This window comes from Pseudonocardia sp. N23 (genome assembly GCF_002583555.1).
In the GTDB taxonomy this organism is placed as follows: domain Bacteria; phylum Actinomycetota; class Actinomycetes; order Mycobacteriales; family Pseudonocardiaceae; genus Pseudonocardia.
Window position 1 is genome coordinate 574,853 of record NZ_BEGX01000114.1, and the last position, 21,009, is coordinate 595,861.

Sequence of the window (21,009 nt, forward strand, 5' to 3'; positions counted from 1 at the left end):
GTGCCGGTCAGTCGCGCGGGTAGGCCGGGACACGTCCGACCAGCGTCGACACCGCGTCCGCGACCTCCCGCAGCTCGGCGTCGCCCTCCGGGGTGCCCTGCGGCGCCTTGACCGCCCGCGCCAGCAACGACGCGACCTCGGCCATGTCGGACTCGACCATGCCCTGCGTCGTCGACGACGGGGAGCCGACCCGGATGCCCGACGGCTTCATCGGCGGGGCCGGGTCGTACGGGATCGCGTTCTTGTTCAAGGTGATCCGCGCCGCGTCGCACCGCGACTCCGCCTCGGCGCCCGTGACACCGATGGGCCGCAGGTCGATCAGCGCGAGGTGGGTGTCGGTGCCACCGGACACGGCACGCATCCCCTCGGCCTCCAGGCCCTTCGCGAGCGCCTGCGCGTTGGCGATGACCTGCGTCGCGTACTGCTGGTACGCCGGCTGCGCCGCCTCCCGCATCGCGACGGCCTTGGCCGCCACGGCGTGCATCAGCGGGCCACCCTGCGAGAACGGGAAGACGGCCTTGTCGATGGCCTTCGCGTGCTCCTCGCGGCACAGCACCATGCCGCCGCGCGGGCCGCGCAGGACCTTGTGCGTCGTCGCGGTGACGACGTCGGCGAACGGCACCGGCGACGGGATCGCCTTGCCGGCCACCAGGCCGATGAAGTGCGCGGCGTCGACCATCAGCTTGGCGCCGACCTCGTCGGCGATCTCGCGGAAGGCCTTGAAGTCGATCAGGCGCGGGTAGGCCGTCGCGCCACAGATGATCATCTTCGGCCGGTGCTCGCGGGCCAGATCGCGGACCTGGTCGTAGTCGATCAGCTCGGAGTCCTCCCGCACGGTGTAGGACACCGCGTTGAACCACTTGCCCGAGAAGTTGACCTTGCTGCCGTGGGTGAGGTGCCCGCCCTGCTTGAGGTCCATGGCCAGCACCGTGTCGCCGGGCTGGGTGAACGCGGCGTACGCGGCGAGGTTCGCGCTCGCGCCGGAGTGCGGCTGCAGGTTCGCGTGCTCGGCGCCGAAGAGCTCCTTCGTGCGCGCGTTGCCGATCTCCTCGGCGACGTCGACGACCTGACAGCCGCCGTAGTAGCGACGCCCCGGGTAGCCCTCGGCGTACTTGTTCGACAACGTCGAGCCGAGCGCGGCCAGGACGGCCGGGCTGGTGAGGTTCTCGCTCGCGATGAGCTGCAGTCCGCCTCGCAGCCGGTCGAGCTCGTCGAGCACGACTCCCGCGATCTCGGGATCCTGCTGCTGAAGTGCGTCGAAGTCCGGGCCCCAGAACGGTGTGCTCACGTTGGCCGAGATTACCGGCGACGATCCCGATCACCCCAGCGGGAGGGGCGCATCCCACAGAGCAATGCTCTCGTTGGTTGCCGATGCTCTCGAAATGGGGCAGAATCCCCACCGTGTCCGCGCCCCGAACCGCCCGCGCCCGCGTCCGCGCCCAGCTCACGAGCGAGATCGCCGACGTCGCCCGCACCCACCTCGCCACCGGCGGCGCCGCTGCCCTCTCCCTGCGCGCCGTCGCCCGTGAGCTCCGGATGGCTTCCTCCGCGGTCTACCGCTACTTCCCCAGCCGCGACGACCTGCTCACCACGCTGATCGTCGACGCCTACGACGCCCTCGGTGAGGCCGCCGAACAGGCCGAGGCAGGCGTCGCCCGCACCGACCTGCGCGGCCGGCTGCACGCCGCCTGCGCCGCCGCGCGCGACTGGGCACTGGCCCACCCGCACGAGTACGCGCTGCTCTACGGCTCCCCCGTCCCCGGCTACGCCGCCCCGGAGGCCACCATCGGGCCCGCGGGGCGCGTCGGCACCGTGATCGTCGGGATCGTCCGGGACGGGCTCGCGAGCGGCGCCCTCACCCCGCTGCCCGGCAGCGTCGACACCATCGACAGCCGGGTGCTCGCCGAGTTCGACCTGACCGACGACACCGTCCGCGCCGCCCGCCTCGTCGGCGCCTGGTCGGGCCTGTTCGGCGCCATCGGCTTCGAGCTCCACGGCCACACCCACAACATCGTCACCGACCACGTCGCCTGGTTCCGCGCGGTCGTCGACACCCACGCCGACGCCCTCGCCCTCCCCTGACCCGCCCCGCCCTGACCCGCCCCGCAACCTCGCTGCGCGCGCGACGGCGATCTCCGACCGTGAGGTTGCGGCCGGCACACCGCGCGCCACCCCACTGCTGTTCGACGGCCCCGGGACGACGGTGCGGTCGCGATCGCCCGGCGTCCGGTCCGTGCCGGCGTCGCGGGATGGCGAGCGTCGACGGCGCGGCGGCCGGCACGACTCGTCGTCGCGACCCTCGCGGGCGGGGTCGTCGGCGTCGCCTGCGCCGGCGACGCCCGGGGCAGGCGACGCCGAGCAGGGCTTCCCCGCGGCACGGCCGCGTCACCTCTACGCGATGCACCTCCTGGCCGTGCACCACGGGAACGGCCTGGGGCAGGCACTGCCCGACGCCGTGCTCGGCGACGAGCCCGCGCAGCTCTGGGTGCTGTGCACCAACGCCCGCGCGATCGCCTTCTACCCCCGCAACGGGTTCGCGGCGGACCGCGCGGAGTTCACCGACCCGCGCGACCCCGCCATGGTCGAGCTGCGGATGGCGCGCTGACCGCGCCCGCAACCCCGCTGCCCTGCTCGCGACGAGTCGCGACCGTCAGGTCGCGCGCGAACCCGGTTGCGCCCGGGTGTCAGACGGTGGTGACCTCGCGGCCGAGGACCTCGGAGATCGCGGCGAGCGGCACGGCACCCTCGCGCAGGACGCGGGGGGTGTCGGCGGTGAGGTCGACGATCGTCGAGGCCACGTTCTCCCCCGACGACCCGCCGTCGAGCACGACCGCGACGTGCCGGCCGAGCTGGGCCTCGGCGTCGGCGGCGTCGGCGGCCGGGGCGGAGCCGGACCGGTTCGCGCTGGAGACCGCCATCGGGCCGACCTCGCGCAGCAGTTCCAGCGCGACGGGGTGCAGCGGCATCCGCAGCATCACGGTGCCGCGGGTGGTCCCCAGGTCCCAGGCCAGCGAGGGGGCGTGCGGCAGCACGAGGGAGAGCCCGCCGGGCCAGAACGCCTCGATCAGCTCGCGGGCGGCGGTGGGGACGCCGATGACGAGGCCGTCGATCGTCGACCAGGAGCCGACGAGCACGGGAACGGGCATGTCGGGTCCGCGGCCCTTGGCGGCCAGCAGGGACCGGACAGCGGTGGCGGAGAAGGCGTCGCACCCGATGCCGTAGACGGTGTCGGTGGGCATCACGACGAGGCTGCCCGCCCGCACGGCGCGTGCCGCAGCGGCGAGGCCCTCGGCCCGGGCATCCGGGTCGGCGCAGTCGTACGTGGTCACCCGCCGACTCTACGACCGCCGGAGATCAGCTCCCGAGCGGGCTGCGACGCGCGGTGACGAAGCGCGGCCGGCCGGTGAAGTCGAGGTGGTCGGCGACGTCGGAGAAGACACGGCGGCGGGCGAACAGTGCGGGGACGGTCTCGCCGTGGGTGTCGTCGTGCTCGATGCCGAGCCGGCCGCCGTGGCGCAGCAGCCCCGCGGCGGTGGTGATGACAGCGCGGATGATCTCCAGCCCGTCCGGGCCGCCGAAGACTGCGCCGGACGGGTCCCAGTCGGCGACCTCGGCGGGAACCGGCGTGCCGTCGGGGACGTAGGGCGGGTTGCAGACGACCAGATCGACCTTGGCCTCGTGCTCGACCAGGAGGTCGTTCCAGCGGACGTCGGCGGCGTGCACGGTGATCGGGGTGCCGCCCGCGGTGGCGTGGGCGTCGGCGTTGCGCCGGGTCCAGACGAGCGCGCCGGGGTCGGCCTCGACCGCGTGCACGCGGGCGTCGGGACGCGACGCGGCGATCGCGATGGCGAGCGCGCCGCTGCCGGTGCACAGGTCGACGACCAGCGGCGACGAGACGTCGGCGATCGCCTTCAGGCCCCACTCGAGGAGCAGCTCGGTCTCGGGGCGCGGGACGAACACGCCCGGCCCGACGGCGACCTCGGCCGGTCCGAGGACGGCGGTGCCGAGGATGTGCTGGAGCGGCTCACGGGTGGCGCGGCGCGCCACGAGCTGCTGGAAGGCGTCGACGACGTCGGCGTCGACGAGCGGGACCGTCGGCAGCCGGCCGCGGTCGACCCCGACGACCAGCGCGGCCAGGTACTCCGCGTCGACCCGCGGGCTGGCGACACCGGCCGCGGCGAGGGTCCGCTCGGCCTCCATCAGGGCGACCCGCAGCGGGAGCCGCTTCACGACCCGCCGTCCCCGATCGCGACGGCATCGGCCCGGTCGGCCGTGACGAGCGCGGTGATGACGTCGCCCAGGTCGCCGTCGAGGACCGCGGACAGGTTGTGCGCCTTGTAGCCGACGCGGTGGTCGGCGATGCGGTTCTCGGGGAAGTTGTAGGTGCGGATGCGCTCGGAGCGGTCGACGGTGCGCACCTGCGAGCGCCGGACGTCGGAGGCCTTGGCGGCGGCCTCCTCCTCGGCGAGGGCCTGCAGCCGCGACCGCAGCACCTCCATGGCGCGGGCCCGGTTCTGCAGCTGGGAGCGCTCGTTCTGGCAGCTCACGACGATCCCGCTGGGCAGGTGCGTGATGCGCACGGCCGAGTCGGTGGTGTTGACGCTCTGCCCGCCGTGCCCGGACGACCGGAAGACGTCGACGCGCAGGTCACCCTCGTCGATCTCGACGCCCGAGTCGTCGGCCCCGGTGTCGGGGAACACGAGGACGCCGGCGGCGGAGGTGTGGATGCGGCCCTGCGACTCGGTGACGGGGACGCGCTGGACGCGGTGCACCCCGCCCTCGAACTTGAGCGCCGACCAGACGCCGTCGGCGGAGGGGACGCGGGACCGCACCGACAGCGTGACGTCCTTGTACCCGCCGAGGTCGGAGACGGTGGCGTCGAGCACCTGGGTGGTCCAGCCGCGGGACTCCGCGAAGCGCGTGTACATGCGGACGAGGTCGCCCGCGAACAGGGCGGACTCCTCGCCACCCTCCCCGGACTTGACCTCGAGGAGGATGTCGTCGGCGTCGTGCGGGTCGCGCGGGACGAGCAGCTCGGAGAGCTTCTGCTCGAGTGCCGGGATACGGGCGGCGAGCTCGTCGGCCTCCGCGGCGAACGAGGGGTCGTCGTGCGCGAGCTCGCGGGCGGCGGCGAGGTCGTCGCGGGCGGCGGCCAGCTCCCTGGCGACGGCGACGGTCGGGCCGATCTCGGCGTAGCGACGGCCGAGGCGGCGTGCCTTCGCGGCGTCGGTGTGCACGGCGGGATCGGCGAGCATGAGCTCGAGCTCGGCGTGCTCGCTGAGCAACGACTCGGCCGTGGGGGCCGGGCTCTCGGTCATGGTCACCTCCTGCGGGACGGAAAGGGGCCGGACACACGGACGGCGCCCAACCACGAACCGTGGTGGGCGCCGTCGGTGGAGCTACTTGGCGTTGCGCGCCGGGCGCTTGCCGTAGCGGGCCTCGAAGCGGGCCACGCGGCCGCCGGCGTCGAGGATGCGCTGCTTGCCCGTGTAGAACGGGTGGCACTGCGAGCAGGTCTCGGCGTGGATCGAGCCGTTGGCCTTCGTGCTGCGGGTGGTGAAGGTGTTGCCACACCCGCAGGTGACCGTGGTCTCGACGTACTCGGGGTGGATGCCCGACTTCATGGCTGGTCCTCTCGTGGTGGCCGCCGGGTCCCCGCCAGGGGTGAACCGGAGCCGGTACTTGACGGTCAATTGAACCACCAAGGACCGCCGGCTGTTCCCGGCGGCCCCTGGTGGCACTCCTGGTCCCTCCTCGCGGAGGGTCAGTCGTTGTCGTTGCCCGGTGTCGACTTCGCGACGGTCATCAGGAACTCGATGTTGGTGCGCGTCTTGCGCAGCCGGTCGAGGACCAGGTCGATGGCCTGCTGGTCGTCGAGCGCCGAGAGCACCCGGCGGAGCTTGACGGTCACCGCGAACTCGTCGGGCGACATCAGCAGCTCCTCCTTGCGGGTGCCGGAGGCGTCGACGTCGATGGCCGGGAAGACCCGCTTGTCGGCGATCTTGCGGTCGAGCTTGAGCTCGGCGTTGCCGGTGCCCTTGAACTCCTCGAAGATCACCGTGTCCATCGTCGACCCGGTCTCGACCAGCGCCGTGGCGAAGATCGTGAGCGAGCCGCCGTCCTCGATGTTGCGCGCCGCACCCAGGAACCGCTTGGGCGGGTACAGCGCGGTCGAGTCGACACCACCGGAGAGGATCCGGCCCGACGCGGGCGCGGCCAGGTTGTAGGCGCGGCCGAGGCGGGTGATCGAGTCGAGCAGGACGACGACGTCGTGGCCCATCTCCACCAAGCGCTTCGCGCGCTCGATCGCGAGCTCGGCGACGGCGGTGTGGTCCGACGGCGGCCGGTCGAAGGTCGAGGCGATGACCTCGCCCTTCACCGAGCGCTGCATGTCGGTGACCTCCTCGGGCCGCTCGTCGACGAGCACGACCATGAGGTGGACCTCGGGGTTGTTCGTCGTGATCGCGTTGGCGATCGACTGCAGCACCATCGTCTTGCCTGCCTTGGGCGGGCTGACGATGAGCGCGCGCTGCCCCTTGCCGACCGGCATCACCAGGTCGATGACGCGGGTGGTCAGCTTCGAGGGCTCGGTCTCGAGACGGAGCCGCTCGTTGGGGTACAGCGGGGTCAGCTTGGTGAACTCGGGGCGCGCCTTGGCGGTCTCCGGGTCACGTCCGTTGACGGTGTCGACGCGCACCAGCGGGTTGAACTTCTGCCGCTGCTGCTCGCCGTCGCGGGGCTGGCGGACCGCACCGGTGATCGCGTCACCGCGGCGCAGCCCGTACTTGCGCACCATCGACAGCGACACGTAGACATCGTTCGGACCCGACAGGTAGCCGGTGGTCCGGACGAACGCGTAGTTGTCCAGGATGTCGACGATGCCGGCGACGGGCAGCAGCACGTCGTCGTCGCGCACCTCGGTGTCGACGTTGTTCTGGCCGCCGGTGGTGCGGTCGCGGCCACGACGACGGTCGCGGAAGCGGCGGCCACGACGACCGCGGCCGTCACCGTCGTCGTCCCCGTCGTCGTCGCGGTTGTCGCGGTTGACGTCGCGGCTGTCGCGGTTGTCGCGCTGGTCGCTGCCGTCGCGCGGGTCGTTGCGACCGCGCTGGATCTCGCGCTGGTCGCTGGCGCGCTCACCGCGCTGGTCGTTGCCGCGGTCGTTGGCCCGCTCACCGCGCTGGTCGCCGGCCCGCTCACCGCGCTGGTCGCCGGCCCGGTCACCGCGCTGGTCGTTCGCCCGGTCGTTGCCGCCGCGCTGGTTACGGCCGCCGCGGTCGCCACGACCGCTCTCACGGTCCTCGCCGGAGCGGTCGCCGCGATCGGTGTTCCGGTCGTTGCCCCGGTCGTTGCCGCGGCGGTCGTTACCGTCCTCGCGGGAGCGGCGGGAGCCGCCGTCGGTCTCGGGACGGGTGTCCGTGCGCGCCTCGGCCTCGGCGTCGACCTGGTCGCCGCCACGGCGCCGGGTCTGGCGACGACGGCCGGTCGTCTCGGCGGGCGCCTCGGTCGCGGTGTCGGCCGCGACAGCCGAGCCGTTGGTCGACGGAGCCGTCGCAGCGGTCTCGGCAGCGGCGGCAGGCTCGGCGGCGGGAGCGGCCGGGGCCTCCACCGGGGTGTCCGTCGTCGCGGCGGCGGCCACGGCGTCGGCGGCGGGCGACCCGGCAGCCGCCGGGGCATCGGTCGTCGCCCCGGTGGTCGGTGCGGCATCGGTGGCCTGCACGGCATCCGCAGCGGGTGCTGTGTCGCCTGCCGGTGCTGCATCGGCAGCCGTGCGGCTCGGCGCGCCGGCAGGGCGGCTCGCGGCGCGGCGGCGGCCACGGACCGGAGCGACCGGAGCGGCGTCGGCGACGGGAACCGCTACCTCAGCGGCCGGAGCCACGTCGGGGGCGGCCGGAGCCTCGGCAGGAGCGCTGCTCGCGGCCCGCGCAGAGCCGTTGCCCGGCGCCGAGTCACCCAGCGTGAGCTGGGGGGAGGCGTCGGCAGCGGGAACCCCGCCCTGACGCTCCTTGATGGCGGCGATCAGATCGCCCTTCCGCATCCCGGCCGTACCGGAGATGTTCAGCTCACCAGCGAGCTGGCGGAGCTCTGCCAGAACCATGCCGGACAAGCCCTTGCGCTTGGCAGGGGCGGCGGTGCTGACGAGATCGGTCTCGCTCACGAAGGTCCTTCCTGACCGGCCCGGGTCGTCCGGCCCGGACCAGCGGATTCACACGCTCGTCCGAACGGTCCGCCGGACGAGAAGTCGGTGACGGCGCCCGTGGCCGGCTGCCGTCCCGACGACAAAAGGGGTGGCGATCGATGCGACGGTCGCGGGGAAGAGGCCCCCCGGCGCCGGTTCGCCCGCCAGTCCAGTTCACACAGCAGGAGATTGGCGAGGGTGCCGGCTTCGAGAGGGCCACGCGGATGACGCGTGTATCGCCGTGCGAAGCCGAGGGTAGACGGTCCGCCCTGATCGGGGCAACCAACCCCCTGCTCGGCGCGCCGAGAACGGATTCTCAGCCGATCTCGAACCGTGCGCCCTCGATGTCGACGGGGAGCACCACCGTGGCGAACCCGGTGAGGTCGATGCCGTCGGGAATGCGCGCGTCGGAGGTGAGGGCGAGCACCGTCGGACCGGCCCCGGAGATGGTCGCGGGCACACCGCGGGCGCGCAACGCGTCGACCAGGTCGGCCGACTCCGGGTACGCGGGGCGCCGGTAGCCCTGGTGCAGCCGGTCCTCGGTGGCCGCGAGCAGAAGGTCGGGCTGCTGCGTGAACGCCAGCACCGCCAGCGCCGTGCGGCTCCCGGTGAAGGCCGCGTCCACCAGCGGGACCCGTTCCGGGAGCAGGCCGCGGGTCGTCTTGGTGGACGACTCGATCTGCGGGACGAGCGCGACGGGATGGATGTCGGCGTGCGTCGGGAGGCGGACGGCGTGGAACCGGTCGGAGGTGTTCCCCGGCGTCTCCCAGGCGACGACGAACCCGCCCATGAGGCTGGCCGCCGCGTTGTCGGCGTGACCCTCCATACCAGCGGTGACCTGCAGCAACGCCGACTCTTCGAGCTTCGGGTCGCGCCCGGCGAGCACCGCGGCGGCCAGCGCGCCCGCGACCGCGGCGGCCGCGGAGCTGCCCAGCCCGCGCGAGTGCGGGATCGCGTTGCGGCAGCGCATCCGCAGTCCCCTGGGGGGCTCCTCGCCCAGCAGTGCCCACGTCGTGTGCATCGCGGAGACGACCAGGTGCGTTTCGTCACACGGGACCTGACCGGCGCCCTCGCCCTCGACCTCGACGCGCACGGCGTCGCTGCCGTCGACGCACACGTCGATCTCGTCGTAGAGGGCCAGGGCGAGGCCGAGCGAGTCGAACCCGGGTCCGAGGTTGGCCGACGACGCGGGGACTCGGACCCGCACCTCCGTCGGCCCACCCATCAGGCCAGCTCCAGTGCGGCGGCGACCGCCGTCGGGTCGATCGGGACGATCTCCGGGTCCGGAGCGGTGAGCAGCGCGGTGTCGGGGTCCTTGAGCCCGTGCCCGGTGACGGTGCACACGACGAGGGAGCCGCGCGGCAGCGTGCCCTCGGCCGATGCCTTCAGCAGCCCCGCGACACTCGCCGCCGATGCCGGCTCGACGAACACGGCCTCACGCGCCGACAGCAGCCGGTACGCGGCGAGGATCTCGTCATCGGTGACGGCGGCGAACAGGCCGTTCGACTCGTCGCGCGCGGCCACGGCGGTCCCCCACGACGCCGGGGCGCCGATGCGGATGGCCGTCGCGATCGTCTCCGGGTTCTTCACCGGGGCGCCACCGACCAGCGGTGCCGCGCCCGCGGCCTGGAAGCCGAACATCCGCGGGAGCTCCGGGATCAGGCCGTCCGCGTGGTAGGCGCGGTAGCCCTTCCAGTACGCGGTGATGTTGCCGGCGTTGCCGACCGGGAGGCAGTGCACGTCGGGGGCACGCCCGCCCAGGTCGTCGCAGATCTCGTAGGCCGCGCTGGCCTGGCCCGCGATCCGCGTCGGGTTGACGGAGTTCACCAGCGCGATCGCCGGGTAGTCCGACGTCGTCTTGCGGGCGAGCTCGAGGCAGTCGTCGAAGTTGCCGTCGATCTGCAGGATGCGAGCGCCGTGGGCGACGGCCTGTGCGAGCTTGCCCAGCGCGATCTTGCCGCGCGGGACGAGGACGGCGCAGGTCAGGCCCGCGCGGGTGGCGTACGCCGCGGCCGAGGCCGAGGTGTTGCCCGTCGACGCGCACAGCACGCTCTGCTTGCCCTCGGCCAGCGCGGCGGTGACCGCCATCGTCATGCCGCGGTCCTTGAACGACCCCGTCGGGTTGGCGCCGTCGACCTTGAGGTGCACCTCGCAGCCCGTGAGCTCCGAGAGCAGCGGCGCCGGCAGCAGCGGGGTGCCGCCCTCGCCCAGGGTGACGACCGTCCAGTCGTCCTGCACCGGCATCCGGTCCCGGTAGGCCTCGATGACGCCCGGCCAGCGCACAGCGCCCGTCCGCGACGGTGAGACAGCACTCATCGCACGACCTCGCTGACGCTCGGCCGGCGCTGCGCGCAGGCGCCGTGCCGACTGTTCGCTCGCTGTCGCTCGCTCATCCGGTCACCCCCAGGGCGCTCACGGAGCGGCCCAGATCCTCGACGCGCAGCACGCTCTCGACGCCCCGGACGGCGTCGAGGTCGCCGAGCGCCTCCACGGTGGTTGCGAGCGCGGAGTCCGGCGCCGCGTGGGTGACGACGACGAGCCGCACGGCGCCGCTGCCGCCCGCTCCGCCGTTGCGGCCCCCGCCGTACTGGCGGACGGCCGCGATGCTGACGTCGTGCTCGGCGAACGCGCTCGCGACCGCGGCGAGCACCCCGGCGCGGTCGGCCACCTCGAGGCTGACGTGGTAGCGCGTCGAGACCGCTCCGATCGGGCGGACCGGCAGGCTCGCGTACGTCGACTCCCGCGGTCCCCGCCCGCCGATGACGATGTTGCGCGCCGCCGCGACCAGGTCGCCGAGGACCGCGCTGGCCGTCGGGGCGCCACCGGCGCCCTGGCCGTAGAACATGAGCTGGCCCGCTGCCTCGGCCTCGACGAACACGGCGTTGAACGCCCCGTCGACCGACGCCAGCGGGTGCGACTTGGGGATCATCGCCGGGTAGACGCGCGCGGACACCGACTCGGGCTCGCCGTCGCCGCTCTCGAGGCGCTCGCAGATCGCGAGGAGCTTGATCGTGCAGTCGAGTCCGTCGGCGGCGGCGATGTCGGCGGCGCTGACGGCGCGGATGCCCTCGCAGTGCACGTCGGCCGCGGTGACGCGGGTGTGGAAGGCGAGCGAGGCGAGGATCGCGGCCTTCGAGGCGGCGTCGTAGCCGTCGACGTCCGCGCTCGGGTCGGCCTCGGCGTACCCGAGCCGGGTCGCCTCCTCCAGCGCGTCGGCGTACCCGGCACCCGAGGCGGCCATCGCCGAGAGGATGAAGTTCGTGGTGCCGTTGACGATGCCCGCGACGCGGGTGATCCGGTCGCCGACCAGCGACTCGCGCAGCGGTCGCAGCAGCGGGATCGCACCGGCGACGGACGCCTCGTAGTAGAGGTCGGCGCCCGAGGAGTCGGCGGCCTCGGCGAGCGCGGCGCCGTCCTCGGCGAGCAGCGCCTTGTTGGCGGTGACGACGGACTTGCCGCCCTTCAACGCCTCCAGCAGCAGCGTGCGCGCCGGCTCGATGCCCCCGATGACCTCGATGACGATGTCGACGTCCGGGCTTCCGACGAGCCCCTCCGCGTCGGTCGTGACGAGCCCCTCGGGGAGGTCGGGATGGCGGTGCGGGCGACGCACCGCCACGCCGACGAGCTCGACCGGCGCGCCGACGCGCGCGGCGAGGTCGTCCGCCTGGTCGGTCAGCAGCCGCACGATCTCGCTGCCGACGGTGCCGCAGCCGAGCAACGCCACCCTCACGGGTGCGCCCGGACCCCTGTCGGTCATCGCTCTGCTTCTCCCCTTGCGCGTGGTTCTCGTCGCCCGGCCGACGGCGTCGTCGGCGCACACAGGCACCTGCGCAGGCGTCTTCGGCCTGCGGTGTCGCACCGGAACCGCCCCGTGGCGGACCGGCAGTGCACGGTCGCCACCCGGGCGCCCGTCAGATCATCCTCGTTCGCAGCCCGTCACGGTACGGCCCGTCGCCGGGGTCACTCCGCACCCACCTCCAGCCGGAACTGGTCGTCGACGGTCTCGCGGCGCAGCAGCAGCCGGGCCACCCCGTCGCGGACCGCGACGACGGCCGGTCGCGGGAGCCGGTTGTAGGAGCTGGCCATCGAGTAGCAGTAGGCGCCCGTGGCCGCGACGGCGAGCAGGTCGCCGGGCGCGAGATCGGCGGGCAGCCAGCAGTCGCGCACGACGATGTCGCCGGACTCGCAGTGCTTGCCGACGACCCGCGACAGCGCCACCTCGGCGCCACCGTCGGGGCTGTCGGCCGCCGTCGACCGCGACACCAGCCGGCAGTCGTAGACCGCGTCGTAGAGGGCGGTTCTGATGTTGTCGCTCATGCCGCCGTCGACGCTGACGTAGCGCCGTGCGCCACTGCCCAGCGGGACGTCCTTGAGGGTGCCGACCTCGTACACCGTGATCGTGCCCGGCCCGGCGATCGAGCGACCGGGCTCTACGGCCAGCTCAGGCACGTCGAGGCCCTCGGCGTGGCACTCGCGCTTGACGATGCCGCGCAGCTCCTCCGCCAGTTCGGTGACGTCGAGCGGGGTCTCGTCGGCGCGGTAGGCGATACCGAACCCGCCGCCCAGGTCGAGCGTCGTGAGGTCGCCGAGGGCGTCGCCGCCGTGCTCCTTGTGCAGTCCCGCGAGGAACCGCACCACGCGGTGCGCGGCGACCTCGAAGCCCTCGGTGTCGAAGATCTGGCTGCCGATGTGGCTGTGCAGTCCGACGAGCGAGAGGTTGCGCGCCGCGAGCACCCGCCGCGCCGCCTCGGCCGCGACGCTGCCGGCCCCGCCGGAGATGGAGAAGCCGAACTTCTGGTCCTCGTGGGCGGTCGCGATGAACTCGTGGGTGTGTGCCTCGACCCCGACCGTCACCCGGACCATCACCGGCACCACGACGTCGCGGTCACGGGCGACGGCGTCGAGCCGGGCGATCTCGTGGAACGAGTCGACGACGATCCGCCCGACCCCGGCCTCGACCGCCTCCACGAGCTCGGCCACGGACTTGTTGTTGCCGTGCACCGCGATCCGCTCGGCCGGGAATCCCGCACGCAGCGCGACGGCGAGCTCGCCGCCGCTCGCGACGTCCAGGCTCAGGCCCTCCTCTGCGACCCAGCGGGCCACCTCGGTGCACAGGAACGCCTTGGCCGCGTAGTGCACGGAGCCCGCACCGAACGACGCCGCGAACTCCGCGGCGCGGGCCCGGAAGTCGGCCTCGTCGAGCACGAACAGCGGGGTGCCGTACGTCTCCGCGAGCTCGCGCACGTCGACACCGGCGAGCCGAAGGACACCGTCGGCGCCGCGGGCGGCGTTGCGCGGCCACACCGTTGGGGCGAGCTCGTCGATCGCCGCCGCGTCGCCGGGGCGCGGTCCCGCCGTCTCCGGCGGGGTGGTGACGCCGGCGTGCAGTGGACCGGCGGGGTGTGCGTTCATCACATTCGCTCCGGCGCGCTCACGCCCAGCAGCTCCAGTCCGTTGGCGAGCACCTGACGCGCGGCGACGCACAGCGCCAGCCGGGCCCGGTGCAGGTCGGTGATCTCCTCGTCGCCCATCGGCAGGACCCGGCAGGCGTCGTAGAACTTGTGGTACGCGCTGGCCAGCGACTCCAGGTAGCGGGCGACGCGGTGCGGCTCGCGCAGCTCCGCGGCGGCGCGGACCACCTCGGGGAACTCCCCGATCGTGCGGATCAGGTCGCCCTCGCGGGCGTGGTCGAGCAGGCCGAACGCGTCGCCCGGCTCGAGCCCGACGTCGGCGGCGTTGCGCGCCAGCGACGCCAGCCGGGCGTGCGCGTACTGCACGTAGAACACCGGGTTGTCGTTGCTGCGCTTGACGAGCAGGTCCAGGTCGATGTCGAGCGACGAGTCGACCGAGCTGCGGATCAGCGAGTAGCGGGCCGCGTCGACACCCACCGCATCGACCAGGTCCTCCATCGTCACGACGGTGCCCGCGCGCTTGCTCATCCGGACCGGCTGCCCGTCCTTGACCAGGTTGACCAGCTGCCCGATCAGCACCTCGACGACCGCGGGGTCGTCACCGAACGCCGCTGCGGCCGCCTTGAGCCGCGCCACGTAGCCGTGGTGGTCGGCGCCCAGCATGTAGATGCACAGGTCGAACCCGCGGGCGCGCTTGTCGCGCAGGTAGGCGATGTCGCCGGCGATGTAGGCGGGCTTGCCGTCGCTCTTGATGACGACGCGGTCCTTGTCGTCACCGTGGTCGGTCGAGCGCAGCCACCACGCACCGTCGGACTCGTAGAGGCTGCCCGACTCCTTCAGCTGCGCCACCGCGGCGTCGACCGCGCCGGACGCGTGCAGCGACGCCTCGTGGAACCAGACGTCGAAGTCGGTACCGAACCTGTGCAGGTCCTGCTTGATCTCGTCGAACATGAACCCGACGCCGACGCGGCGGAAGATCTCGTCCTGGTCGGGGGCACCCAGCGCCGCCGGCTCGACCGCGACGACCCGCGCCGCGATGTCGGAGATGTACGCGCCGCCGTACCCGTTCTCCGGGGCCGGCTCACCCTTCGCCGCCGCCACCAGCGACCCGACGAACCTGTCGATCTGGCCGCCCGCGTCGTTGAAGTAGTACTCGCGGGTGACCTTCGCGCCGCGCGCCGACAGCACCCGGCCCAGCGCGTCGCCGACCGCGGCCCAACGGGTGCCGCCCAGGTGCAGCGGACCCGTCGGGTTGGCCGAGACGAACTCCAGGTTGACGTTGCGGGCCGCGAGCTCGTCGCCGGTGCCGTACGCCGGCCCGGCCGCCAGTACCTGGCCGACCATCGCGCCCTGGGCGTCCGAGGCGAGCCGCAGGTTGATGAACCCCGGCCCCGCGATCTCGGCGGAGGCGACACCGTCACGCGCCACGAGCGCCTCGGCCAGCCACGTCGCGAGGTCGCGCGGCGGCACTCCCGCCTTCTTCGCGGTGCGCAGCGCGACGTTCGTGGCGTAGTCGCCGTGTTCGGGGTTGCGGGGTCGCTCGACGCCGACGTCGTCGGGCAGCGCCGCCACGTCCAGGCCTCGATCTGTCAGCACGGCACGCGCGGTGGCCCGCACCAGGTCGGCGAGCACGTCGGGAGTCACTCGGAGCAGTCTAGGAGGTGCTGCTCAGAGTGCTCTCAGGCGGCACTTCTACACTGCGGCACCGCGCGGCTTGTGGCGCGCGCGACGGTGCCCGAGGTGGTCGGAAGAGGTCGGCGGATCGATGCCCAGCGGTAAGAACAGCAAGGCGATCAGGAACGCGCGCAGGACGTCCGTCGTCAACACGCGTTCCACCCCGTGGGGGACGATCGCGGCCGTGCTCGTCGTCGTCCTCTTCGCGGGCGGCATCTCCTGGTTCCTGGTGGCGAAGTCGAACGAGCCGTCGTTCACGCCGTCCGACCGCAACCAGGACCCCTCGTCGCAGATCGCCGGCGTCCAGACGATCAAGTACCCCGGCGGCCAGCACGTGCTGCCGACGCAGCAGGTCGCCTACACCCACAGCCCACCCTTCGGCGGCGCGCACGACGGGTACTGGGCCGCCTGCAACGGCGTCGTCTACCCGAACCCGGTGCGCCAGGAGAACCTGGTCCACGGCCTCGAGCACGGCGCCGTATGGATCGCCTACAACCCCGACCAGGTCAACGCCGACGGCGTCGCCGAGCTGGCGGCCAAGGTCCAGGGCCAGACCTACATCATGATGGCGCCCTACCCCGGCCTCGACCAGCCGATCTCCCTGCAGTCCTGGGGTCACCAGCTCAAGCTGTCCGACCCGGCCGACCCGCGGATCGACCAGTTCATCCAGGCCCTGCGGCTCAACCGCTACCAGTACCCCGAGGTCGGGGCCTCCTGCGGCGCGCTCGGCCCGGGCCAGTTCGACCAGGACAACCCGCCGCCGTTCGTCCCCACCCCGCCGACGGGTGACATCGACGGCAAGAAGATCCTCGACGAGAACATCGGCAACCCGGCCGCGGCGAACACCGACACCACAGGCGCCATGCCCGGCGGCACGGGCACCGGAACCGGCTCGGGCCAGTGACGTCGGCCGACGTGGCGAACCGCAGCGGCTCCGCACCCGACCCCGGGGCTGCGCACGACGCCACGACCGGCGAGACCTCCCCGCCCGGTCCTCCCCCGGCCGACGACGACCACGACGGTGGTGACGGCGGCCGCGGCGGCGAACCCCGCTGGGTGCGGCCTGTACTCGTCGTCGGCGCCGTCCTCGCGCTGCTGCTGCTCGGCGGCGCCGGCGGGCTGCTGCTCGGCCTGCACAACGCCACCGGCGACCTCGTCGCCCCCGCGTCCGACTCCGTCGACGTCGGCTTCGCTCAGGACATGAGCACCCACCACCAGCAGGCCGTCGAGATGGCGACCTGGGAGCGCGACCACACCACCAGCCCCGAACTGCGCCAGCTCGCCTACGACATCGAGTCGACGCAGGAGGCACAGATCGGGCGCATGCAGGGCTGGCTCGCCCTGTGGGGCGCGCCGGCCCAGCACGCCGGCGGCTACATGCAGTGGATGGTCGGTGCGCCCGCCCACACCCACGGCCCCGCCGTCGCGAACAACGGCCTCGCCGCCATGCCCGGCATGGCCACCGCCGACGAGCTGCGCCGCCTGCGCGCCTCCACCGGCACCGACATGGACGTGCTGTTCCTGCAGCTCATGCTCCGCCACCACCAGGGCGGCGCCGGGATGCTGGAGTACGGCGCGCGGTACGCCCAGATCCCCGAGGTCCGCAACCTCGCCGCGCAGATGCTGAGCTCGCAGACCAACGAGTCCCAATACATGACCCAGCTGCTCGCCGAGCGTGGGGCCCAGCCGCTGCCGTTGCAGTAGGTGCGCTAGGGTTTCCGACGTACGGCCCCCGTAGCTCAGGGGATAGAGCACCGCCCTCCGGAGGCGGGAGCGTAGGTTCGAATCCTACCGGGGGCACAATCTGTGCCTACAGCCGAAACGGCCCCTCACCTGCTGAAACAGGGCGAGGGGCCGCTTGCGTTGTGTCCGAGCGTTCCTGGGCGTGCGTGGCCGTGAGCGGACGTCTGTGCCCAATGCGTGCCCAGCAACCTCAGCCGTCGTCACGATGGCCGAGCGCGCGCATCACGCGTTGCCGGGCCGCCGCCTCCTGCCCGTCCAGGCACTTCGCATAGACCTTCAACAGCACCTCCACCGAGTGGCCGGCCCACTCCGCGACCTGCGGAGCCGGGACGCCCCCGTTGAGCCATGTCGACACACACGCATGGCGGAGGGTGTAGGGCGTCGCGCCCAGCGGGGTTGCCGCCGCCTCCGGCGTGAACGCCACCCGTCGCGCAGCACGCCAGGCCCTCATATAGGTGAGCTTCGGCAGCTCGGTAGCCCGCTCCCCCACGAACAGCCGGCCGTCGGGAGCGGTGCCGAATGCAGCCATGTGCTGTTGCAGCAATGCGGTCAGCTCCGGTGGACACGGAACGGTCCGGCTCTCCCCTCGCGCCCGGTTCTTGAGCGGTCGGCGCTCACGCTGTCGGCCGTCGTTCGTCCACTCCGCGCCGGCGTGTGGCGTGGCCTCGTCGAGGTGGATCTCTCCCCATCCCTCGCGCGGAATCGACAGGTTGTGCTTGTGGACGTTGGCGGCCTCCTCGGGCCGCATCGCGGAGAAGTACATGAGCCCGAAGAAGGCGACCAGGCGCGGCCCGCTGCGTCGCGTCTGCTCGACGGCAGCCAGCAACGTGCGGGCCTGAACAGGATTGACCACGGACCGGCGATCGACGCCGCCGACTGCCTTGGGCGCCTTCCATTTAAACGATGGGAGGGGATTCGTCGTCAGGGACCCGCGCTCGATTGCGTACTCCACGACGTTGTAGAGGACCCGTCGCCGTTTGCTGACCACGCTGGCAGCTCCGGGCGTCCCGTCCAGCTTCGTGCTGATCTCGGTGAGCACTCGCCGCAGGACCGCCGGCTCTGCCAACCGTGCGGCGGCGCCGGAGTGCCGGCGGATCCACGACAGCGCATCGCGGACGTCCTTCGGCATGTCCGCCCCGTCCCTCCGCTGGCTGTTGAAGGCCCAGCGGTGAAGCGCCCGGCGGATCAACGCGCCGTCGGGACGACCACGGGAGCCGTCGATCAGGCCCACCGTGATCGCGGTGAGGGCTTCCGAGATGCTGCGCCGGTACGTCGCGGCCGCCGGCCCCCACTTCATGTCGACGTAGTCGCAGGCCAGCTCATACCACCCGAGATCACGGCCCGGTGACTCCGCAGAGATCGGGCGGCCGGTCTCGATCGAGAACGCCTCTCCCCTCCGCATCGCCGAGATCAGGTCCGCGCGGAAGCTGTCGGCAAGTGCGCGTGTCTTGAACCGTTCCTTGCGCGGCTTGTCGCCGACCTTCCAGCGAACGATGTAGACGGTTCCTCGCTGGCCCTCGTATGTGCCGATGGCCCACACCCGAACGTCGTACGTCGTACTCATCAGGCCGCCACCTCTTCGAGCGAGTCGAGCCAGTTCTCGAAGTCGGTTCGGCGGATACGGATCTCCCCGTTCGGGAGCTTGATGCATCGGGGTGCGCGCCCCTTGGCACGCCAGTCGTAGAACGTGGAGCGCGAGATTTCGAGTTCGGCGCAGAGGTCGGCGACGGTGAGGCGGGCAGGCGGCCGGCTCAAAGTGTCTCCTTGGTCGGAGTGACGGGCGCTCGGCTGTCACTCGGGCTGTCACGGCGATTTGTGCAGGTCAGATGGCTTCGCAAACGGAGTGACGGCGGGCGACACCGCTGGTGGCGCGCGGCCGGCGCGTCGGCTGGCTCCCGGAGTCACAGCGGTTCGGCCTGGTCGTGGCCGACGCTGTGACGGGGTGACAGCAGTGACGGCGGCTCCACGTCCGGGGTGTCACCGCCGTCACCGGTGTCACCGCCGGCGGGGCTGTACTGGCCGCCGGGCGTGGCGTGGAGCTGTCCGTCAGCGACCATGCGTCGGCAGGTCTGCCGGACGGTGCCGGGATCGAGCTGCAGCGCCTCGGCGATCTGCTTGGGCCGCTGGCCGGGGTAGTCACGGACGTAGCGCATGACCATCGACCGGGTGTCGCGCATGAGGTAGTCCTCGGCCCGGCCGTCGAGCACCCGCCAGGAACCGGCGTCGGAGTCGAACGCCAACGGGTAGTCGGTCTCGTCGACGTCGCGGCCGGTGACGTGCAGGACCCCATCGGCCTGCGCGCGGGCGCGTTCGAGCACGAGCACGGCGTCGGCGGCGCCAGCGAGGCCGTTGGTCCCTGAGACCGTCGCAAGGAAGTCCTCGGCGGCGGCCTTGCGCACGTGGTGGATCAGCAGGATCGCGACGCCGTGACGGTCGGCGACCCGCTTGATCCGCCCCATCGCTGCGTAGTCGGCGTCGTACGCAGCCACCCCGGCAGGGGCATTGCCGCGGACCTTGGCGAACACGTCGATCACGACCAGTCGGGCGCCCGGATGGGCGTTGAGCCAGTTGTCGATCTGCTCGTCTCCGCCGGCCGGCATCGGGTCACACGAGATGGACAGCGTCAGCCCGGCCGGCGCCGACCGCCCGGCCAGAACCGTCCGCATCCGCGACTGCAGCCGGCGCGGGGTGTCTTCCAGGGCGAGGTACAGCACCGGGCCCGCCTCGACCGGGATCGAGCCGAGCGCGGGCCGACCGGCGGCGATGTCGAGCGCGAGGTTGAGCGAGAGCCAGGACTTGCCGACCTTGGGCGGGCCGGCGAGCAGGGTGACGCCTTCGCAGACCAGGCCAGGCACGGCCCACCGAGGCGGCGGGAACGTCATCGTCATCAGCTCCTCGGCATCCCACGCGGTCCGGCGGGGCGCGGGCACGGCTTCCAATCGGCCTCGATCCCGGGCAGTCACAGCGCCACTGGTCGGGCCCTGAGTGGCGTTCTGCGGGCCGTCCGGGTCGGGGGTGGAGTGGTTGGCCGGGCTCATGCGGCGTCCTCGATCCGGCGCGGCCTCTTGGCGCCAGCCCTGAGGCCGGAGGTGATCGTCTGCTCGGCCTGGCGGGGGCTGTAGGCGCGGATCGCGAGGTGCCGCGCCGCCGCGCTGGCAAGCACGGCGCGGGCTTCGAGCTCGGCGAGCGAGCCGCCGGCGACGAGCTGCCCGAGCGCGACCGCGGCGACGTAGAGGCAGGCGTTGCGCTGCGAGGCCGGGGCATCGTGCACCCGTGCTGTTTCAGCCCGTAGCGCGGCGTCGAGATAGCGGGCCCGGCGACCGGTCCCGGTGCGGATCGGCCCGGCCGGCATGGCGGGTGGCGGTGGTGGGCGCAGGCGGGCGAACAACCAGCCGGGCAACTCGACCGGCTCGCGGGCGTCGGTGATCGTGTAGCTGCCGGCGGGGGTGGTGGAGCGGGCGGCGACGACGTAGCCGCCATGAGCCCGGGTGTCGATCTTCCAGCCGAGCAGCCCCGCCGTGTTCCGCAACTCCACCCCGGCCGGCGCGCGGTAGTAGAAGTGCGTCCCGCCCGAGGGCGTGGCGACGGTGAACGTTGCGGGCAGCGCGCCGGCCTGGTCGGAGAGCCGGCGCAGGACGCCGAGCCCGCCGCCGGCGCCGGCCCACTCGACCGGCGGCGGCTCGGCGGGGTCATGGTGGGTGTCGCAGTCGATCACGACGAGCCCGGCCGGGCCGGTGGCCAGGCCGAGGTTGAACGCCGGCCCGGTGGTCCATGCGGTGCGGATGCGGTCGGGGTCGGTGGTGGCGCGTTGCTCCCACCCGAGGTGCCCGCCGGCGCCGGCGCATGGGCCGGTGCCGGGGCAGCGCGCGTGTCCGTGCAGGGCCGGCCGCTTGGTGCCGGGGTGCAGCGGGAACACCGGCCATCCGCGGCCGGCGGCGGCGAGCGCGGCGGCCAGCAGGTCCGCGGCGTGGTGACTGTGCGTGGACATTCGGGCTCCTGTTT

The 21,009-nt window shown here is 73.0% G+C and carries 19 protein-coding genes and 1 tRNA gene; 5 read left to right on the plus strand and 15 right to left on the minus strand.

The window, feature by feature from the left end:
- Positions 1-7: 7 nt before the first annotated feature.
- Positions 8-1,288, minus strand: coding sequence for a serine hydroxymethyltransferase (gene glyA, locus TOK_RS27065; protein WP_098960768.1), 1,281 nt, complete (start codon positions 1,286-1,288; stop codon positions 8-10).
- A 113-nt stretch (positions 1,289-1,401) separates the two neighbouring features.
- Here glyA and TOK_RS27070 point away from each other — a divergent pair, with 113 nt between their 5' ends.
- Positions 1,402-2,082 (plus strand): TetR/AcrR family transcriptional regulator, encoded by a 681-nt coding sequence (locus TOK_RS27070; RefSeq protein WP_098960769.1) that lies wholly within the window; start codon positions 1,402-1,404, stop codon positions 2,080-2,082.
- Between the two features lie 316 nt (positions 2,083-2,398).
- Entirely contained in the window at positions 2,399-2,605 is a 207-nt protein-coding gene (locus tag TOK_RS32065; RefSeq protein ID WP_141566569.1) for a GNAT family N-acetyltransferase, read from the plus strand.
- A gap of 79 nt (positions 2,606-2,684) precedes the next feature.
- Here TOK_RS32065 and TOK_RS27080 read toward each other — a convergent pair whose 3' ends face one another.
- The 10 genes from TOK_RS27080 to argS form a co-directional block, all read right to left on the minus strand.
- Entirely contained in the window at positions 2,685-3,329 is a 645-nt protein-coding gene (locus TOK_RS27080; RefSeq protein ID WP_098960771.1) for an L-threonylcarbamoyladenylate synthase, read from the minus strand.
- Positions 3,330-3,354: 25 nt separating this feature from the next.
- Positions 3,355-4,230: a peptide chain release factor N(5)-glutamine methyltransferase gene (gene prmC, locus TOK_RS27085; RefSeq protein ID WP_098960772.1), complete on the minus strand. Its 876-nt coding sequence runs from the start codon at positions 4,228-4,230 to the stop codon at positions 3,355-3,357.
- Positions 4,227-5,318 carry a peptide chain release factor 1 gene (prfA, locus tag TOK_RS27090; protein WP_098960773.1) on the minus strand — a complete coding sequence of 364 codons (1,092 nt, stop codon included), beginning with the start codon at positions 5,316-5,318 and terminating at the stop codon, positions 4,227-4,229. Before prfA ends, prmC begins: the two co-directional genes overlap by 4 nt.
- Positions 5,319-5,399: 81 nt before the next feature.
- The gene (gene rpmE, locus TOK_RS27095) at positions 5,400-5,624 is read right to left on the minus strand and encodes a 50S ribosomal protein L31 (protein WP_098960774.1); all 225 of its coding nucleotides are present in this window, start codon (positions 5,622-5,624) and stop codon (positions 5,400-5,402) included.
- A gap of 140 nt (positions 5,625-5,764) precedes the next feature.
- Positions 5,765-8,158, minus strand: a complete 2,394-nt coding sequence (gene rho / locus TOK_RS27100) for a transcription termination factor Rho (protein ID WP_098960775.1) — start codon at positions 8,156-8,158, stop codon at positions 5,765-5,767.
- 337 nt (positions 8,159-8,495) lie between these two features.
- Positions 8,496-9,404 (minus strand): homoserine kinase, encoded by a 909-nt coding sequence (gene thrB, locus TOK_RS27105; protein WP_098960776.1) that lies wholly within the window; start codon positions 9,402-9,404, stop codon positions 8,496-8,498.
- Complete coding sequence (gene thrC / locus TOK_RS27110) at positions 9,404-10,495, minus strand: threonine synthase (RefSeq protein WP_098960777.1); 1,092 nt, start codon at positions 10,493-10,495, stop codon at positions 9,404-9,406. The genes thrB and thrC overlap by 1 nt, the downstream gene beginning before the upstream one ends.
- A 73-nt stretch (positions 10,496-10,568) precedes the next feature.
- A complete protein-coding gene (locus TOK_RS27115; RefSeq protein WP_098960778.1) occupies positions 10,569-11,936 on the minus strand; it encodes a homoserine dehydrogenase in 1,368 nt (455 codons plus the stop codon).
- A gap of 203 nt (positions 11,937-12,139) precedes the next feature.
- Positions 12,140-13,591 (minus strand): diaminopimelate decarboxylase, encoded by a 1,452-nt coding sequence (lysA, locus tag TOK_RS27120; RefSeq protein ID WP_098960876.1) that lies wholly within the window; start codon positions 13,589-13,591, stop codon positions 12,140-12,142.
- The gene (gene argS / locus TOK_RS27125; RefSeq protein ID WP_098960779.1) at positions 13,591-15,234 is read right to left on the minus strand and encodes an arginine--tRNA ligase; all 1,644 of its coding nucleotides are present in this window, start codon (positions 15,232-15,234) and stop codon (positions 13,591-13,593) included. Before argS ends, lysA begins: the two co-directional genes overlap by 1 nt.
- Before the next feature lie 121 nt (positions 15,235-15,355).
- On the opposite strand from argS, the gene TOK_RS27130 reads away from it, so the two are divergent.
- The 3 genes from TOK_RS27130 to TOK_RS27140 all read left to right on the plus strand — a co-directional run bounded on the left by TOK_RS27130 (position 15,356) and on the right by TOK_RS27140 (position 17,064).
- Positions 15,356-16,168: a DUF3105 domain-containing protein gene (locus tag TOK_RS27130; RefSeq protein WP_098960780.1), complete on the plus strand. Its 813-nt coding sequence runs from the start codon at positions 15,356-15,358 to the stop codon at positions 16,166-16,168.
- A gap of 11 nt (positions 16,169-16,179) precedes the next feature.
- On the plus strand, positions 16,180-16,968 hold the full coding sequence (locus tag TOK_RS27135; RefSeq protein WP_098960781.1) for a DUF305 domain-containing protein: 789 nt from the start codon (positions 16,180-16,182) through the stop codon (positions 16,966-16,968).
- A 24-nt stretch (positions 16,969-16,992) separates the two neighbouring features.
- A tRNA-Arg gene (locus TOK_RS27140) sits at positions 16,993-17,064 on the plus strand.
- 133 nt (positions 17,065-17,197) lie between these two features.
- Here TOK_RS27140 and TOK_RS27145 read toward each other — a convergent pair.
- The 4 genes from TOK_RS27145 to TOK_RS27160 all read right to left on the minus strand — a co-directional run bounded on the left by TOK_RS27145 (position 17,198) and on the right by TOK_RS27160 (position 20,995).
- Positions 17,198-18,547, minus strand: a complete 1,350-nt coding sequence (locus TOK_RS27145; protein ID WP_253258656.1) for a tyrosine-type recombinase/integrase — start codon at positions 18,545-18,547, stop codon at positions 17,198-17,200.
- A gap of 23 nt (positions 18,548-18,570) precedes the next feature.
- Positions 18,571-18,762, minus strand: a complete 192-nt coding sequence (locus tag TOK_RS27150) for an AlpA family transcriptional regulator (protein WP_098960783.1) — start codon at positions 18,760-18,762, stop codon at positions 18,571-18,573.
- A 146-nt stretch (positions 18,763-18,908) separates the two neighbouring features.
- Entirely contained in the window at positions 18,909-20,045 is a 1,137-nt protein-coding gene (locus TOK_RS27155) for an AAA family ATPase (protein ID WP_098960784.1), read from the minus strand.
- Positions 20,042-20,995 carry a bifunctional DNA primase/polymerase gene (locus TOK_RS27160; protein ID WP_098960785.1) on the minus strand — a complete coding sequence of 318 codons (954 nt, stop codon included), beginning with the start codon at positions 20,993-20,995 and terminating at the stop codon, positions 20,042-20,044. Before TOK_RS27160 ends, TOK_RS27155 begins: the two co-directional genes overlap by 4 nt.
- Positions 20,996-21,009: the final 14 nt, after the last annotated feature.